Origin of the sequence: Streptomyces sp. NPDC053750, assembly GCF_044544295.1 — a bacterium.
Classification (GTDB): domain Bacteria; phylum Actinomycetota; class Actinomycetes; order Streptomycetales; family Streptomycetaceae; genus Streptomyces.
In genome coordinates this window covers 1-15799 of sequence record NZ_JBITXB010000041.1, presented here as the reverse complement: position 1 = coordinate 15799, position 15799 = coordinate 1, and the positions used below count along the sequence as shown (strand labels likewise).

Genomic DNA, 15799 nt, shown 5'->3' with positions numbered 1-15799 from the left:
CCGGGTCCACCAGCAGCTCGATCCGCTCCCGCGCCGTCAGCTTGCCCTTGGCGTGCTGCGCCGCCGTCGCCTTCTCGCTCGGCCCGGCCAGCGCCCGCGCACGCACATCCTGCAGCTCGGCCACGCGCCCGCGTATGTCGGTCGGCCCCGCCTCGATCGGCGCGGGGGCAGTCGTCATCGCCATGTCTGGTCCCTTCCTGGGACAAGGCCGAGGAGGTCCCGCCCCGGTTCCACGGAGAACACTTTAACAAACCGTCTGTGCGGTTTATAGGTGGGAGGTGAGAACGCCCGGTGTGGTCGAAGATCAGTCATCGCCAACTGCCGGGAGCCGCATAACCTTCCGGCACGTTCCACCACGGTGAGCCGACCTCGAGCGGCTCCTCCGGCTCCTCCGACCCGCCCGCCCGCAGCGCCAGCAGCACCGCGGTGAGGGCGGCGAGTTCCTCTTCACTGACCTGACCACGCTCCACACGCAGCACGGCCTCCGCGTCGCCCATCCGGCCGCCCCCCTTCTCGGACTTGGGAAAACGATCGACCGGACCACTCAAGAATCGCTGTGGAACCACTGGAGATCCGGCCGGGGCCGCGCCCCCGGCGCCGGAACGGACGGTCGGGACCGACCCCCTCGGCGCCACCCGATCCGGCGGGCCACTGCCTCGCCCGGCGAAGAGCGGGAGGTCGGCGGCACCGAACGCGAACGGCGGCGCGAATGCGTACCCGTTTCGGAACAGACCATTCCTCATATCGTGCGACCGGAGCGGCTCGTACCGCTAGAAATTAAACCGGCTGGTATGTATCTTCGCTCACCTGACGCACGCACAACTCATTCACGCCAACACGGCTCAGGGGGAACAGACATGTCTGCGAGCACGTTCCGCGTCGAACGCGTGATACGCGGTGCACAGCACGACACCGACGGCACTTCGGCTCCGGCAGGGACAGCCGTCTTCCACTATCCGTCCCTGACCACGACGGTTCCGAAGGAGTTCGTTCACCGCGCCAGCGTCGCGGAGGTACTGCTGACCGACTGGGACCGGGTCGACGACCTGCACTACACCGTGGCCGCTCAGCTGCCCCGGCACCATGGATTCTTCGCCAACATCAGCGGCTGCCACGACCCCCTCTTGATCGCTGAAACGATCCGGCAGGCCGGCATCCTCCTGGCGCACGCCGAGTTCGGGGTGCCGCTCGGCCACCAGTTCCTGATGTGGGACCTCGCGATCGACGTCATGCCGGAACACCTGCTCGTCGACACCACGCCGGCCAACCTCGAGGTCGAGGTGGCCTGCAGGGACGTCAAGCGCCGGGGCGCGAACCTCGCGGGGCTCCACTTCGACGCGGCGATCCGCCGTGACGGCCAGGTGGCCGCGACCGGCGCCGCCACCTTCACCTGCGCCTCCCCTGCCGTCTACCGGCGCCTGCGCGCCTCCGGCATGGGCGACTGCGTCCCGGCGCCGCTCCCCCTGACCAGCCCGACGGCACCGCAGGACGTGGGCCGCATCTCGCCCACGGATGTCGTCCTGTCTCCCCTGCCGAAGCCGGACTGCTGGCAGCTCCGGGTGGACACCCGGCACCCCGTCCTCTTCGACCACCCCGTCGACCACGTACCCGGCATGGTGCTGCTGGAGGCCGCCCGGCAGGCGTCCTCGGCCTTCCTCGGGTATCCGTGCCTCCCGGTCGGCATCACCGGCGAGTTCGCCCGCTACGCGGAGCTCGACGCACCCTGCCTGATCGAGGTGTGCTCCCTGCCCGCGGACACGGACGGCAGGGATCGCGTCCTCGTGACCGGCCGTCAGAACGACCGCCTCGTCTTCAGCTCCGCCGTGACGGTGACGCCGAGCACGGCCTGACCGGCGGGAACGGGGTCGGCGCAACGGGGGACGCCGACGCGGGACGCCGAGCTGCGGGGGACGGCGAGGCGGGGAGGGGGCACCGGGGGACAGTGGGACCGGAGGCAGCGGGCGACGGCAGTACGGACGCCCGCCACCTCCGGTCCCGCCACGTCCACGACAGTCACGCCACCGGCAGCCACGTCACGGCGACCGCGCGGGCCATCCGGCTTCCGCCGGCGGCCCGGCGGGCGGCCCGGCTTCTACGGGCGGGCGCCCCGGTCAGACCGACGCGGGCACGCGCGTCGACTGGGCGATCAGTCGGGCGCCACGATCGGGCGCGACGTCCAGGCTCATCAGCACCGCCGGCGAGGCCACCGAGGGCAGCACGTGCTTCAGCAGAACCGAGGCACGGTACTCGACCTCGCTCAGATCAGCCTCCAGCTGCGCGTACAGCTGCACCCCGTGGAAGGCGCTCACCAGCATCTCGGCGATCTCGCGCGGCACCACGTGCGACAGGGTCTCCCCCCGCTTCTGGGCCTCGGTCATGATCTCCGTCAGCATGTCGACCCACAGCGGCCACGCGCTGCCGTACTGCCTGCGCCCGATCGGATCCGCGGAGAGCCGGGCACCGGCCCGCAGCAGCGGGTCGTGCACCAGCCCGTGGGCCACCGTCATGACGACGTCCACCATCTCCTGGAGCTTGACCTCCTGTTCGGGCAGATGCTGGTCCGTCTGGACCTCCAGCACGCCCTTGGCCAAGGCTTCCTTGGAGTCGAAGTGGAAGTAGAGCGCTCCCTTGGTCACCCCGGCGGTCTTGAGGATGTCCGCGATCGTCGCAGCGGTGTACCCGTGCTCGGCGAAGACCGTCGCCGCCGCCTCCAGTACCGCTCGACGGGTCCTGACCGCTCGTTGTTGCTGGGCCATCGGACCTCTCCTTAACTCGGACCGCGCTCCACAGCAGCGCACTGTTCAATCTTGGACGAATAAAAAACCGTCCAGAAGGTACCTTAGTCGCCCGTCAAACAATGCGCCAGCGTTCGGCGGCACTGTCCCAGCTTCCGGCAACTGGCTGCGAGTGAAAAGGAAATGACCGGGAGGGAGCCAAAACACCGCTGGTCAGACATGGACATGGGGGCCGTCCGTGACAAGTGCGCCAGGCACTGGTGTCAGGACAGCCCCTCGAGCCTGTTCCTCTCGAGGCGCCACAGAAACCATCCGGCGTGCCCGGTTCCGATTCGACCACCCATCGGACACCACCTCAGGCATCCAGCACCTCAGGTGCCCACCGTCACACGCTCCCCCGGGGCGCCCGCCCCACGCACGGTCCCGTCCTGCCACAGACGTCCCCCGGCGGCCTCGGCATCGACGATCCGCAGCAGCTCCTCGTCCACCGCGTCGAGCGAACCGACCATGTGCCGCGCACCCGCCTCACGCATCAACTGGCGCTGGAAGCTGTGCTCGTAGGAGGTCGGGTGCCCGATGAACGCGGCACCCAGCGTCCGCGCCGTCTCGGCCACGCGCGCCACGTCGTCGATGAAGAGCACCTGGTCGCAGCGGAGCCCGAAGACGTCCTCGGCGATCTCCCGGATGCCGGGCCGGAATCCGTCGGTGCACACGTACCGGGGCTCGTCGAAGTACTGCGCATACCGAGCCAGATGCCGGTCGAAGTGGGACCGGCCGAGCCCGCCGTAGCAGATCAGGGGCACCCCGATCGCACTCAGCCGCTCCAGCAGCTCACCGGCGCCGTCGAGAAGCCGTACCGGGTTCTCCCGCAGGTACTCCTCGCGCTCCCGGAAGTACGCAGCCACCACTTCCTCGGGCCGCTCCCCCGGGCCCGCCAGTACGGTGGCGGCCGTGAGCTGGGACTGTGACAGCAGCGCGCGCTCCAGCTCGGCCGTGTAGGCACGCCCCCGGCCGGCCACGAACCGGTGGATCACCGGGCTGAAGGTGTCGTTCAGCAGCACCCCGTCGATGTTCACCGCGATCAGACGCACATGCCGTAGGGCCATCAGGACCGCCTAGCGTCGAGCCGCACGGAACCTGCCGCACGGCGTCCGAAGGATGATGCGGCCACAATAAACCGGCTGCGCGGTTTTTTCAACGAGGGGTTCCTTTACTCCACGCCTTCTTCGACGATCGGTGTGCGCGGCCCGCGATCGGCTCTCCGCGCGGGTGGCGCGCCACGTGCGGGGTCGGCAGCTCCTCAGCCCTGGCGGGCTTGCGGTGCCCCGACGGGGTGGCGAAGCGCCGTCGACGTCCACTGCCGACGCGCCCCTGAAAAGCGAGATGGCGTGGCCGAGGTCCGTACGGGGCTGAGGGAGGCATACGCGCGCCTGCTCGGCCGGGTGCGCCCGCGTCGTGGCGGGCTTTCGGTGGTACCGGTACGAACGGGCGGCAGAGTCGTGCTCAAGTCCGGGTCAAAAGGGACTGCAGCCGTGCTGCCGCACGGCTATGCACCGGGTTTCCGAAGCGGCTGGAAACGGCGGGTCGGTGACGGTGCCTCACGCCCGTGTCCGGCAGTCAGGTTCAAGTAAGAGAGCGGGACAACCCCACCCGCGCCCTGACCTGCGAAAACGTGATACTCGACCCAGTTCCTGGGAACTGCCAGGCAGTTCCTGAGAACCGTGAGGCAGTTCCCAGGAACTGGGTGCCACGTTCCTGGGAACTGCCTAGATTGACGTGAGAGCAATGAGCAGGGGCGGTAGATTGCCTGTTCCAGCCATGCGGAGAGGGCAGGAGAGGGCAACCGACACGGTCCACGGACCGAGTTGATTGACTTCTTGCTCATGTCCGTTAAGTTCATCAGGTCGGTGTCACAGCCGTCACTCGTGAATGTCAGTCACCCCCGTGCACGGAGGGCCCATTGGGAGCAGTACGCAGACTGGTCGACGCCGACACGGGCGAACCGGTCCCCTATGCGCCATACGCCTTCGCGGGTCGGCACACACAGGTGGACAAGGCGCGCGTCGAGGCGATCACCGAATCCAAGTCGTTCACGCCCAGTCAGAAGTTCCTGGTCCTGTGGTGGATCGGGGTGTCCCCCGAGGGCATGGATCCCCTGCGCGCGACGGGAGCGGACATCGCCAAACGGGTAGGTATGTCCACCGACGCCGTCGGGAAGATCAACCGGAAACTGGCCAAACACCGCATCCTTGTAGTGCGAGGACGCATCGGCAACTACAACCTCTACCGGATCAGCCCCTACATTGCCTTCCATGGAACAGGGCTCGAGCAGCGCGAAGCGGTGAAGACGTGCAACCCTCCGGACATCCCCGGCTTCAACGAACTGACCCCTGCACGGTGGGAGACGCAGTGACCAGCGACGACAAGCAGAAGAATCTGGAGCTGCTGAAGGCCACGGCCGGCATGAGCGCCAACCAGCGTCTCGTGGTCATGCTCTACGCGCTGCACCCGACGGACCGGGCGGGCGCCGTGGTGGAGACCGCGGCCAACCTCGCCGCCCTGGTCGGCATGTCCGCGCCGGTCTTCTCCCGCACCCGCAAGCAGGTCATCCAGTCGGGCTGGCTCGAGGAGTCCGACAGGCTCGCGCACATCCGGTACTACCGCCTCAGCCCGAAGGCCCTCGGCGAGAACGTCGTCGTCCCCCTGCGCCGGGCAACCTGATACGTCCCAGGAAGCGCCCTTCATTGACGTGAGGGCAATGAAGGACGCCTGTGCGGACGCCTTCATTGCCCCCACGTTCACCGCGCACCGAGCACGGACACCACTCCCCCGTCTCCGCAGGACGAGGACCGAGCTATTACGCCGTAATAGCCGAGCGCCCGAGCGCCTCCCCCGACGCACCACCCCCGGCCGAGCTATTACGCCGTAATAGCCGAGCGCCCCGAGCCCCTCCCCGCCGACACCACCCCGCCCGACTCAGTGGTCGAGGACGCCGAGGTCGATCGCCTCGGCCATGACCCGGTATCCGGCGGGGCTGGGGTGGAGATGGTCGCCCATGTGGAGCCCGTCCGGCATCCGGCCGGAGCCCTCGGGGTCGAGCGCGCGGTCGAAGTCGACCACGGCGTCGTACTCCCCGCCGGTACGGATCCATGCGTTGACCTCGCCGCGGATCGCTTCGGCGTCGACGCTCCAGTTCGCCGACCCTCCCCAGGGGAGCAGGGTGGCCCCGATGATCCTGACTCCCTGGGTGTGTGCGGCACGGATCATCGTCCGGTGGCCGGTGATGAGCCGACCCGCCGTCACGGGCGGATCATCGCGGTCCACTCCGCACATCCGGTCGTCGTGCAGCTGAATGTCGTTGATACCCATCAGGACGATCGCGGTGCCGGCCCGGGGCTGCTCCAGCACGTCACGGGCGAATCGCGACATTCCCGCGTCGCCACCGCAGGCCGAGTCGGTGAGCAGCTTGTTCGACCCGATTCCGGCGTTCAGCACCGGACGGGCCCGGCCCGCCGCCAGGAGCCGCTCGGCGAGTACGTCGGGCCAGCGGTCGTCACCGTCGACGGTGGCCCCGAACCCGTCGGTGATCGAATCGCCGAACGCCACGACGGCGTCAGGCCGGGCCCGTGCATCGGCGACCTCCACGCCCTCGAGGTAGTACCAGGACCCGAAACCGGGCGCGACGCTCTCGGTGAAGGCGGTCGGCGCGGCGTCCCGGTGGTGGTCGCCGGTGGCACGGTAGGAGGTGGTCATCGAGACCTGGTGATAGCTGGCCGGGCCGGTCGCGCCCTGGAAGTGGAGGGTGACCGTGAGCCGCTCACGCGCTTCGACCGGGAACGCGAGCGGGTCGCTGACGACCTTGCCCCGGGCGGGCACGGTGGCCGAGGGCGAGCCCGCGAACCGCAGAGTGCGGATCGTGCCGGGCTGTACGGCCGCGCCGTCGGCGGCCCGTCCGATGCTGGCCCCGCTCACGTGCAGGGGAGCGTCGCCGTAGGCGTTCGACAACCGGATCCGCAGCGTCGAGCCGCTCAGGCCGACCCGGATCACCTGGCGCACGGACTGGTCCTGGAAGCCCTGCTCGGCCCAGGTCGGGAACCAGGGCGAGCCGGAGGGACGCATGATCGCCGCCGTCCAGGCCCCGTCCCACCGGTCGGCAGGGACAAGGGCGTCGACGGCTTCGGGCACGCCCGCGGTGAGGGAGGCGGTGGCGCTGGAGGCGGTGGAGGAGGGCATGCGGATGCTCTTTCTCGTGTGCGACGTCGGACTGGCCGAAGGAGCCGGCCGGAACGGACATCGGGGGAAGACGTCCGTCCCGGGCCCGGCCGCTTCCAGGGGGGATCTACTCGCCCTCCGCCGGACGCCACTGCTGGGTCGGCGCAACGCCGGGCAGCGGCCTGCCGATCAGCGCGAGCGGGATGAAGAAGTTGACCTGCCCGATCAGCATGGCGAGCGTGGCCAGCTCCTTGGCGTCGTAGTGCTCGGTCGCCCGCGCGTAGAGCTCGTCGGGGACTCGCTCCCCGTGCGGGTTGGGCGTGAGCACGGCCTCCACCAGCTCCAGCGCCACCCGCTCGGCCGCGCTGAAGTAGGGCGCGTCCTTCCAGGAGGCCACGGCCGTGATCTTCTCCTCCGACACCTTGGCGCGACGCAGGTTGCCGGTGTGCAGCACGGTCAGGTAGGTGTTGCTGACGATCTGCCCGGCACGCAGGTGGACCAGGCCGACGGTGCTCCTCGGGATCACACCGGTACCGAGGATCTTGAACAGGGCGGCGCTGACGTCGCCGAGCTCGGGGACCAGCTGCTGCGGGTCGGCGAACCGGGTGGTCATGGCGTCGAGGTTGTCCGGAGTCGTGTTCACAATGGTGTCCCTTCGAAGCGCGGGCCGTTCGTGGCCGCCTGATTGCTTGCTCACCTCACTGACGACGAGGAACTGGCGAAGGTGACCGGCTGAGCCGACCAGTTTCCGAGACCTTACGAACCGGGCGGCTGCCACCGGCCCAGCACACACGTCGGCGGCCCCCTTGCGCCGACTCGAGGTCGGCGCAAGGGGGCCGGGGACGGGCGGGGAGAGATCAGTCCTCGGCGGAGGCGAGGTCGAGCTGGGCCAGGCGTTCGGCGTCGGCGAGGATGTCGATGGCGGCGATCCTGCCGTCCACGACGGTGAAGCTCATGACGGAGATCGGCTCTCCGTCGATGGTGTTGACCAGCCCGGCGAGACCGTTGACCAGCGCGGGATGTGTCGTGGCGGCGGTGGCCATGCGCTGGAACGTGGCGGCCTGCCCGCCCACGGCGGTCGCTCCACGGACCACCTGCATGCCTCCGGTGAGCACACCGCCGTCCGCGCGCAGCACCACGTCCGGGTCGAGGAGGGACAGCAGCGTGTCGAAATCGCCGCCGCGTGCGGCGGCCAGGAAGGCGTCCACCACCCGACGCTGGTCGGCCGGGTCCGGGTCCGGCGGCGGGGTCGCGCCACGGACCCGTTGCCGCGCCCGGCTGGCGAGCTTCTTCGCCGTGGCAGGCGTGCGGTCGACGATCGGCGCGATCTGCTCGAAGGGCAGCCCGAACAGGTCGTGCAGGACGAACGCCAGCCGTTCCGCCGGGGTGAGCGATTCCAGCACCACGAGCAGCGCCAGCCCGACCGAGTCGGCCAGCAACGCCTGCTGCTCGGGACCGTCAGCCTCGTCCGCACGGCTGATCACCGGGTCGGGCAGCCGGGCTTCCAGCGAGTCCTCTCCTCGGCGCTTGCGCGCCCGGAGCATGTCCAGGCAGACCCGGCCGACCACGGTCGTCAGCCAGCCGCCGAGATTGTCGATCTGACGGCTCTCGGAGCGGGTCAGCCGCAACCACGTCTCCTGCGTCGCGTCGTCCGCCTCGGCCAACGACCCGAGCATCCGGTACGCGACCGCCTTCAGGTGAGGGCGGTGCTCCTCGAACTGAGCGGCCAGAAAATCAGGGGAGCTCACAGTGACGCAGTCCTTCCAGCAAGCGGATGATGTACCACTGACGCTCCGCACCCTACGAAGGTGACAGCACCGCACAGCCGCACAGCCCCTCCCCCTCGACCCGGACCGAGGCCTATTACGGCGTAATAGCCGACGGGCCCTATTACGCCGTAATAGCCCCGCCGAACCACCCGCAGCCCCCGAGCCACGTACACGCAGCCCGCGCTCAGGCAGCCCGCACTCAGCCCCGCAGCCGAAGCAGATACGCCGCGGTCACCGCCACGGCACGCTCCCCGTCCTGCGACAGTTCGGCGAGGGCACGTGCCGCCGTGGCCCCTGGGATGTCGGCCAGCGCCTGGGTCAGCCGTACCCGGGCAGGCGCTTCAGCACTGCCGTGGGCGAGCCGGTCGACGAGCCCGGTGGCGATCCGGTCCGCCGTCACGGCGTCGCTCGCCAGCCCGGCCAGTGCGTCGGCCGCATCGGTGTCGTTCCGTCCCGCCACGATCATGTCGAGGAGCGTGGGAATCGCGTCCACCACCCCGCGTGTCCCGAGGGCCAGAGCCGCATACCCGCGGACCACGACGTCGGGGTGGGCGAGGGCATCCCGCAGCCGGGCACCGGCCTCGTCCCCGGGCATCTCGGCGAGGGACTGAACGGCACGTTTCCGCACCGCGGCCACCGGTGAGCCGAGCCCCTCCGCCAGCAGTGCCGTGCCGTCGTCGCCCGAGCGCGCCAACGCCCATCGAAGAGCCCCGGCGACGTTCGTGTCCGTCTCGCTCAGTACCGCCTCGACCAGGGCCTCCACCGGCACCGGAACCTCGCCGGCCGAGGAGGACAGGACCGCGCGCTGGCGTGCGTCGGCGCTCTTGGACCCCAGCGCCTGCAGAAAGGCGACGACTTGCAGCACGTCCTCCCAGCCGCCGGGGTCCGCGGCGTCGATCCGGCGGAGCCGCGTGAGCAACTCGGTCTCGGCCGCGATGCGCTCGCGCGTCCGACGGATGAGGTCGTCGACGAGCGCCGAGGGCGTAAAGCCGGGATCGTCGAGCGCGCGCCCGACCTCCCGCAGCGACAGCCCCAGCGACCGCAGGCTCTCGACATGGAAGATCCGCCGGATGTCCTCGCCGGAGTACTCCCGATAACCGGACCCCGTACGCCCGGAAGGCCGGACCAGACCCAGCGACTCGTAATGCCGGAGCATCCGGGCACTGACCCCGGACCGTCGCGCCACCTCACCGATCAACACGCCCTATCATCCCCCGTGGCCGGACCCGCCGAGGGCCACCACCCGCTTCGCCTCCTCGATCGCGAACTCGAACCCGGCGTCCGGGTCGCGCAGCAGCCGCTCCGTGGCAAGCGCGTGCGCACGCACACTCCGGTCGGGATCCGCCGCCACAGCCTCCAGAACCGGCACGATCACGTCCCCCAGTGCGACCAGCGCCCGGCTGAGACTCAGCTGCGTCTCCCGCTCACCGCGCCCGAGCTGCGTCACCAGCACCGCGGCCAGGTCGGACTCCTCGCCCTCCGGCACGAGCAGGACCGCGGCCCGCCAGGCGCTCCGCGCCACCTCGTCGTCGGCGTCGGACAACAGCGCCCGGGTGATCGCCGGCCACGCGCGCCGGTCCCCGATCTTGGACAGCGTGTGCAGCGCCTGACTCCGCGCCTGCGCACGCTCCGAGCGGACTTCGCTCAGCAGCCCGGGGAGCGTCACGGACACCGGATGACGAGTGAGCGCCCAGGTCAGCATGTCCCGTACGAAGAACTCGGGCTCGACCGCACACCGCTCAATGAGCCGTCCGACAAACCGAGGGTCCGGCGCCGTACCCACCGCCAAAGCCGCCCGCAGCCGCACGGACGAACGCCCGTCCTCCAGCCCCTGCAGAGCTCGCAACGCAGTCATCGAGACCACCTCCTGGGCCAGCAGTGAAGACGTTGCCACCGTGTCAAGGTCAACTACGACCGCATCGAGATCGAACGCTCGCCCGGCGAAGAGCCGATGGCGCCGCCGACGGCTATTACGTCGTAATAGGCCGATGGCGATGGCTATTACGACGTAATGGATGGAGGGCGGGAACGGATCACAGCTGCGTGGCCGTGCGGATCAGCCCGGCGAGGGCGAGGGAGCGGCTGTGTGCGGGCCAGGCGATGTGGGTGACGACGGGAGGCGCGTCGCTCAGCGGGACGGCGGTGTGCTCGGCCCACAGCCAGGAGCGGGCCGAGTCGGGAAAGACGGCCACGGTGCGTCCGAGGGCGATCAGCTGGGCCAGCTGCGTCTGGTCGTGGATCTCGGGGCCCGGACCGGGCGGGTACGCGCCGTCGCGGGACCAGCGGGCGAGCGGAAGACCGGGGATGTCGCTGACGTCGGCCAATGACAGAGTGCTGTGCGCGGCGAGAGGGTGCCCGGCGGGCAGGACGGCGATCTGCCCCTCGGTCATCAGCTCCTCGCTGTCGAACCCGGCGAGCGAGTTGAACGGCTTGTGCATGAGCGCCACATCAGCGCGGCCGTCGCGCAGCATCTCCCCCTGCTCGCACGTGCCGCTCGGCAGCACCTCGACCTCGGCGGCGTCGGGCTCGGCCGCGTAGGCGTCGAGGAGCTTGTGCAAAAGCTCGTGGGAGGAGCCGGCCTTCACCGCCAGCACCAGACGGTCGCGGGAGCCACCCGCACGGTCGGCGCCACCGGCACGTCGGGTACGACGAACGGCAGCGGTGGTCGCGTCGAGGGCCGCGCGGCCCTCGTGCAGCAGCATCTCCCCCGCGCGGGTCAGACCGACGCCGCGGCGGTTGCGTTCGAGCAGGCGGACGCCGAGGCGCCGCTCAAGCTGCTGGATCGCCCGGGACAACGGAGGCTGTGCCATGCCGAGGCGCTCGGCGGCGCGGCCGAAGTGCAGTTCCTCGGCGACGGTGATGAAGTACCTCAGCTCGCGTGTCTCCAAGGTGCCCATGACCACACCCTAGCCGTGTGATACCCACCGGGTATCACAGGCCACCGCACCGGTATTGGATGCGCCAGAGGTCCGCGAGCGAACATCGACGACATGAGCGAAACGAACCCCGCGCCGGGCATGAACACCCCCTCCACGACACTGCCCGGCGGCACCTGGACCCTGGGCGATCTGACCGTCACCCGCTTCGGCTACGGCGCCATGCAGCTCGCCGGCCCCGGAGTGATGGGCCCGCCCGCCGACCACGACGGCGCGCTCGCCGTCCTGCGCGAGGCCGCCGCCCTCGGCATCACCCACATCGACACCGCGGGCGCCTACGGACCACGCGTCACCAATCAGCTGATCCGTGAAGCACTGCACCCCTACTCCCCTTCGCTGCACATCGTGACCAAGGTCGGCGCGGTCCGCGACGAGCAGGGCGGCTGGCCCCCCGCCCGACAGCCCGAGGACCTGCGCCGCGCCGTCCACGAGAACCTCGAGGACCTCCGCCTCGATGCGCTCGACGTGGTCAACCTCCGACTAGGCGACGCTCAGGGACCCCAGCCCGGCTCCCTCGCCGAGCCCTTCGAAACCCTCGCCCAACTCCAGCAACAGGGCCTGATCCGGCACCTCGGAGTGAGCAACGCGACCGCGGAACAGGTCGCCGAGGCACAGACGATCGCGCCGATCGTCTGCGTCCAGAACATGTACAACCTCGCCCACCGTCAGGACGACGAACTGATCGACGATCTCGCCGACAAGGGCATCGCCTACGTACCCTTCTTTCCGCTCGGCGGCTTCACCCCGCTGCAGTCCACGGCGCTCTCAGCCGTGGCCACCCGACTGGACGCGACGCCGATGTCGGTCGCCCTGGCCTGGCTGCTGCAGCGCTCACCGAACATCCTCCTCATCCCCGGCACCTCCTCGCTCACCCACCTGCGCGAAAACACCGTTGGCGCAGGCCTCCCCCTCTCCGACGAGGACCTCACCGAACTGGACAAGATCGACCCGCAAGCTATTACGGCGTAATACCCCGGAGTTCGGTGATCCGGACACGACGCCGCCCCGGTCGTGGAGCAGCAGGTACGGAGGGTCCCGTACGACGAGCCCGGTGCCCTGGCGATGCTCCCCCACCGGCGTTCTACCGGCAGTAGAATCAAGCCATGGGTAAACCGACGAGCATCAAGACCAGCGAGGACGTGCGCGACCGACTGCGTGTTCTCGCCGAGGAGCGCGGCACCACCATCACCGAGCTGCTGGAAGAGCTCGCCTCCCGCGAGCTCACGGTAGCCGAGCGTGAACAGCGTGCTGTCGAGGCGGCCCGTGAGCTCGGTATCGAGTACACCGAGCAGGTCCGGCACGCCGGTGAGGACGCCTGGGCGAAGATCCGCGCCCACCAGGGCGGCGCCGCCGCGTGAACCTGACGGCTGTCCTGGACCACACCGCTCTGGCCGCCCTGTACCGGGCGGATCCCTTCTTCACCGGCCTCTACATCGAGGCCTCGCGCGGCACCGGCCGCGTCCTCGTCCCGTCCCTGTCCGTCGTCGCCGCCGAGCGACAGCTCGCCGGCGCCGGCAAGCACGCGGCGTCCCTACGGTTCGCAGAGCACGTTCCGTTCACCACTGGTCACGCGGCGGATGCGCTGAACTGGCGCGAGGTGGACTGGCCGGTCGCCCACGCAGCAGCGATCGCCTGGGACGCGCTCAGGGCAGGAGAGCCGGTAACAGTCCTGTCGCTCGACTCGGATCCCTACACGGGCACCGGTATCACCCCACTGAACCCAACCTGACTGCCCTGGGGCGTTGGCCTCAGGATGGGAGCGTCTCCCCCAGCGACACGCCGTCCACGCGCAGCTCTGCAATGCTCCGCAGGAGATCCATGCACGGCTACTGCATACAACGCCCACGTTCCGAGGGCCGCCGGTTGTTCTGCTTCTCCAGAACAAGCTGGTTTACCTGGTGCTACCGGCTTGATCGCGGGCGGGCACGAGGAAAGCGAATACACCCGGGGGTGCAGCGCTTGTGTGTCTTCGTGAGGTCAGGAGCCCGCTGGAGGGCCGTTTGAGGCTCTCGGTGGGGTCGTTTAGCCGGTGGTGGCGAGGTTGGCCGTCTGTGCGGCGAAGCGGGCCCGTCGTTGTTCGGTGAAGCGTCTGGGTTCGGCGGCTTTGATCTGTGGGACGGGCATGGTGGGGGAGAGGGTCACGCCGCCGGTCAGTAGAGGGTGGAGCTGGTAGAGGCCGTCTTCCAGGCTCCAGGCGAGTCCGCACTCCCGTAGTTCTTTGAAACCGCGGTTCACTGTCGGCTTGCTGGCGCCCAGCTCGGCGCACATCTCGTTCTGGCTGATCGCGGCGGTGCCTGTATCCGGGTCGCTGAGGTACAGCAGATGGTCCAGGACGCGTCGGCCGGCGGTGGAGACGTCGACCAGGGCGAGGATGCGCAGGACGTCACGGGGGATCGTGACGGGGGCTCCGGTCGGAGGGCTGGGGACGTAAGAGCTGCTCACGGAGCCTCACCACTTCCGATCGGGTCAATGCGCTGTATCGAGGATATGCCGTATGCCGTCATGCGCTTGCCTTCCGCACGGGCCGCCGCTGTCGGAGATTGACGACCTTCTCCTTGCGGCGGGCGGTCTCGGCGGCCTTCTTCTCTACCTCTCGGGCCTGACGCCACTCGGTGGGGTAGTCGGAGTGCGGGATGATGCAGGCAGGGCCCTTGGCGCTGTTCCAGAGGGCCTGCCACTTCTCCTGCTCGCCGGATGTGCCGGCCACTGTGAGCCAGGGGTTCAGCTGGAGGATGCCGCGCTTGGCGGTGCGCAACCAGCCGATGTGCGCGAAGAACTGGCTGGCCTCGTTCACGGAGGCCGCTGACAGGTTGCACCGGGCCTGGAGGTCGCGCTGGTTGGTCTTCACGAACCCGCGGGCGGCGGCCCGGAGCTGATCGTCTGAGCGGTTGGCGTTCTGCAGCGCTACGAGCTTGCACCAGACCTGGAACCAGCTGCCGGGCATCTTGAGGCTGCCGAGCACGTCCATCAGCAGTCGGGCGTCCAGCACGTAGCCGCTGCATTCCGCGCTCGCGGCGAACTCGCGGCCTTTCATCTTCTCCACGCCCAGGATCAAGCCGCCCTTGCCGTCCGACCTCGCGACCACACGCTCGCCGGGGCGGACGATCGGCAGCTGTTCCATCAGCACAGTCCTCCGGGGATGATCAGCAGTTCGGGGAAGCACGGTAGCACTAGGTAAACCGGCTTGTTCTGGGGAAGTAGAACAAGCGGTGCCTCAGGGTGATCTGACGGGGCGTCAGTTTTGGGGGGTGTTTGTTCTGGATATCTAGAACACCCGGGACTCGTTTGTTCTGGATATCTAGAACAAACGGTGTCGTGTTTCTGCAGGTCAGAGGCGGTTTCGTCGTGGGCTGCTCTTATGTATCACTAGACACCGGCGGCACTCCAACTTATGGCGGCATCCGGTGCGTTGTTCTGCACAGGCTCGTGCCAGCAGCGGGCGTGTCTCTGGCAGCAACCACCCGATTGAGGGAACCATGGTGGTTAGCGTTGGGGGTGTAATGGTTGATGGGCGTTGTGCGATGTTGGGACTCCGCCCGTAGGGTAGGTGTCGGGCGTGGTCTGCTCGGGTCTGCTCTCTGGGGTGGCTTCCGGTTCCGGGTGCAGGCCGGTGGCGCGCTGTTCCGTTGACAGTGGTACGGAGTGCGCCTACCGGGTCAAGATTCTTTCCAGATTTCATCCGCGTAGGATTTTGAAGCACATGAGGCTGACCCCTGCACAGTGGGTCCTGACTCCCGGCCAGTCTGCAACTCTGACGGGCAGTCAGCAGCGCGCCATCCTGCTTCTACTGCCAGCCCGGGCCGTCAGGCCCGTAAGCGTGCCGTGCGAAGCGTGGCACGCCTGGTGACGCGTCAGTGTCACCAGTGGCTGGAGCGCAGCGGAGGCCACCGGCCGGCCGGGGGCCGGGGACACTCCGCAACGCGGGGTGTCCCTGCTCCCGAAGTGCAGCGAAGGGAGCAGCAACGAGACTGCGCAGCAGGCTTGTTGAGGGGGGAGCGAAGCGAGCCGCTCTCCGCTTCCTGCGAGCGGGAAGTATTCAGGGCTCGCAGGTGCCCCCTTGCCCTTACGCGAAGCGGGAGGGCAACCCCCGCGCGCAGCGCGGGGGTTCGCTGCTTCGGGCGCAGCCCGAAGCCAGGCGGGAGCGAAG

Annotated in this window: 17 protein-coding genes and 1 pseudogene; 6 read left to right on the top strand and 12 right to left on the bottom strand. The window is 69.1% G+C overall.

The window, feature by feature from the left end; translation table 11 throughout:
- Positions 1–184 (bottom strand): annotated as a pseudogene (locus tag ACIGO6_RS40790) (methylmalonyl-CoA carboxyltransferase); the annotation flags it as partial.
- A 124-nt stretch (positions 185–308) separates the two neighbouring features.
- Positions 309–497 carry an acyl-CoA carboxylase epsilon subunit gene (locus ACIGO6_RS40785; RefSeq protein ID WP_399885714.1) on the bottom strand — a complete coding sequence of 63 codons (189 nt, stop codon included), beginning with the start codon at positions 495–497 and terminating at the stop codon, positions 309–311.
- Positions 498–857: 360 nt separating this feature from the next.
- On the opposite strand from ACIGO6_RS40785, the gene ACIGO6_RS40780 reads away from it, so the two are divergent.
- Positions 858–1850 carry a ScbA/BarX family gamma-butyrolactone biosynthesis protein gene (locus tag ACIGO6_RS40780; protein ID WP_399885711.1) on the top strand — a complete coding sequence of 331 codons (993 nt, stop codon included), beginning with the start codon at positions 858–860 and terminating at the stop codon, positions 1848–1850.
- Positions 1851–2111: 261 nt separating this feature from the next.
- Here ACIGO6_RS40780 and ACIGO6_RS40775 read toward each other — a convergent pair whose 3' ends face one another.
- On the bottom strand, positions 2112–2756 hold the full coding sequence (locus ACIGO6_RS40775) for a ScbR family autoregulator-binding transcription factor (RefSeq protein ID WP_399885708.1): 645 nt from the start codon (positions 2754–2756) through the stop codon (positions 2112–2114).
- 350 nt (positions 2757–3106) lie between these two features.
- Positions 3107–3841, bottom strand: a complete 735-nt coding sequence (locus ACIGO6_RS40770) for an HAD family hydrolase (protein ID WP_399885705.1) — start codon at positions 3839–3841, stop codon at positions 3107–3109.
- Between the two features lie 854 nt (positions 3842–4695).
- Here ACIGO6_RS40770 and ACIGO6_RS40765 point away from each other — a divergent pair.
- Both ACIGO6_RS40765 and ACIGO6_RS40760 read left to right on the top strand, forming a co-directional pair.
- Positions 4696–5148 (top strand): MarR family transcriptional regulator, encoded by a 453-nt coding sequence (locus ACIGO6_RS40765; RefSeq protein WP_399885702.1) that lies wholly within the window; start codon positions 4696–4698, stop codon positions 5146–5148.
- Positions 5145–5456 (top strand): replication initiation protein, RepL2, encoded by a 312-nt coding sequence (locus tag ACIGO6_RS40760; protein WP_399885700.1) that lies wholly within the window; start codon positions 5145–5147, stop codon positions 5454–5456. The genes ACIGO6_RS40765 and ACIGO6_RS40760 overlap by 4 nt, the downstream gene beginning before the upstream one ends.
- Before the next feature lie 255 nt (positions 5457–5711).
- On the opposite strand, the gene ACIGO6_RS40755 is transcribed toward ACIGO6_RS40760, so the two are convergent.
- From ACIGO6_RS40755 to ACIGO6_RS40730, 6 genes are all read right to left on the bottom strand, one after another.
- Positions 5712–6968, bottom strand: a complete 1257-nt coding sequence (locus tag ACIGO6_RS40755; protein WP_399885698.1) for an SGNH/GDSL hydrolase family protein — start codon at positions 6966–6968, stop codon at positions 5712–5714.
- Between the two features lie 106 nt (positions 6969–7074).
- Complete coding sequence (locus tag ACIGO6_RS40750) at positions 7075–7560, bottom strand: carboxymuconolactone decarboxylase family protein (protein WP_399885721.1); 486 nt, start codon at positions 7558–7560, stop codon at positions 7075–7077.
- 244 nt (positions 7561–7804) lie between these two features.
- Positions 7805–8695, bottom strand: a complete 891-nt coding sequence (locus tag ACIGO6_RS40745) for a sigma-70 family RNA polymerase sigma factor (protein WP_399885696.1) — start codon at positions 8693–8695, stop codon at positions 7805–7807.
- Between the two features lie 220 nt (positions 8696–8915).
- On the bottom strand, positions 8916–9917 hold the full coding sequence (locus ACIGO6_RS40740) for a MerR family transcriptional regulator (protein ID WP_399885694.1): 1002 nt from the start codon (positions 9915–9917) through the stop codon (positions 8916–8918).
- A gap of 6 nt (positions 9918–9923) precedes the next feature.
- On the bottom strand, positions 9924–10571 hold the full coding sequence (locus tag ACIGO6_RS40735; RefSeq protein WP_399885719.1) for a HEAT repeat domain-containing protein: 648 nt from the start codon (positions 10569–10571) through the stop codon (positions 9924–9926).
- A 178-nt stretch (positions 10572–10749) separates the two neighbouring features.
- A complete protein-coding gene (locus ACIGO6_RS40730) occupies positions 10750–11613 on the bottom strand; it encodes a LysR family transcriptional regulator (RefSeq protein WP_399885692.1) in 864 nt (287 codons plus the stop codon).
- A 120-nt stretch (positions 11614–11733) separates the two neighbouring features.
- Here ACIGO6_RS40730 and ACIGO6_RS40725 point away from each other — a divergent pair, with 120 nt between their 5' ends.
- The 3 genes from ACIGO6_RS40725 (at position 11734) to ACIGO6_RS40715 (ending at position 13381) form a co-directional block, all read left to right on the top strand.
- On the top strand, positions 11734–12621 hold the full coding sequence (locus ACIGO6_RS40725; RefSeq protein WP_399885717.1) for an aldo/keto reductase family oxidoreductase: 888 nt from the start codon (positions 11734–11736) through the stop codon (positions 12619–12621).
- 134 nt (positions 12622–12755) lie between these two features.
- Positions 12756–13010, top strand: a complete 255-nt coding sequence (locus ACIGO6_RS40720; protein ID WP_399885690.1) for a hypothetical protein — start codon at positions 12756–12758, stop codon at positions 13008–13010.
- Entirely contained in the window at positions 13007–13381 is a 375-nt protein-coding gene (locus ACIGO6_RS40715) for a PIN domain-containing protein (protein ID WP_399885688.1), read from the top strand. The genes ACIGO6_RS40720 and ACIGO6_RS40715 overlap by 4 nt, the downstream gene beginning before the upstream one ends.
- Before the next feature lie 293 nt (positions 13382–13674).
- On the opposite strand, the gene ACIGO6_RS40710 is transcribed toward ACIGO6_RS40715, so the two are convergent.
- Complete coding sequence (locus tag ACIGO6_RS40710) at positions 13675–14094, bottom strand: helix-turn-helix domain-containing protein (protein ID WP_399885686.1); 420 nt, start codon at positions 14092–14094, stop codon at positions 13675–13677.
- Between the two features lie 58 nt (positions 14095–14152).
- Positions 14153–14773, bottom strand: a complete 621-nt coding sequence (locus ACIGO6_RS40705; RefSeq protein WP_399885684.1) for a hypothetical protein — start codon at positions 14771–14773, stop codon at positions 14153–14155.
- Between the last annotated feature and the right edge of the window lie 1026 nt (positions 14774–15799).

What these genes read in the sequence shown, in the direction of transcription:
- ACIGO6_RS40785 (WP_399885714.1), bottom strand. Translation starts at nt 497, where the DNA reads ATGGGCGACGCGGAGGCCGTGCTGCGTGTGGAGCGTGGTCAGGTCAGT.
- ACIGO6_RS40780 (WP_399885711.1), top strand. Translation starts at nt 858, where the DNA reads ATGTCTGCGAGCACGTTCCGCGTCGAACGCGTGATACGCGGTGCACAG.
- ACIGO6_RS40775 (WP_399885708.1), bottom strand. Translation starts at nt 2,756, where the DNA reads ATGGCCCAGCAACAACGAGCGGTCAGGACCCGTCGAGCGGTACTGGAG.
- ACIGO6_RS40770 (WP_399885705.1), bottom strand. Translation starts at nt 3,841, where the DNA reads ATGGCCCTACGGCATGTGCGTCTGATCGCGGTGAACATCGACGGGGTG.
- ACIGO6_RS40755 (WP_399885698.1), bottom strand. Translation starts at nt 6,968, where the DNA reads ATGCCCTCCTCCACCGCCTCCAGCGCCACCGCCTCCCTCACCGCGGGC.
- ACIGO6_RS40750 (WP_399885721.1), bottom strand. Translation starts at nt 7,560, where the DNA reads ATGACCACCCGGTTCGCCGACCCGCAGCAGCTGGTCCCCGAGCTCGGC.
- ACIGO6_RS40735 (WP_399885719.1), bottom strand. Translation starts at nt 10,571, where the DNA reads ATGACTGCGTTGCGAGCTCTGCAGGGGCTGGAGGACGGGCGTTCGTCC.
- ACIGO6_RS40730 (WP_399885692.1), bottom strand. Translation starts at nt 11,613, where the DNA reads ATGGGCACCTTGGAGACACGCGAGCTGAGGTACTTCATCACCGTCGCC.
- ACIGO6_RS40725 (WP_399885717.1), top strand. Translation starts at nt 11,734, where the DNA reads ATGAACACCCCCTCCACGACACTGCCCGGCGGCACCTGGACCCTGGGC.
- ACIGO6_RS40720 (WP_399885690.1), top strand. Translation starts at nt 12,756, where the DNA reads ATGGGTAAACCGACGAGCATCAAGACCAGCGAGGACGTGCGCGACCGA.
- ACIGO6_RS40705 (WP_399885684.1), bottom strand. Translation starts at nt 14,773, where the DNA reads ATGGAACAGCTGCCGATCGTCCGCCCCGGCGAGCGTGTGGTCGCGAGG.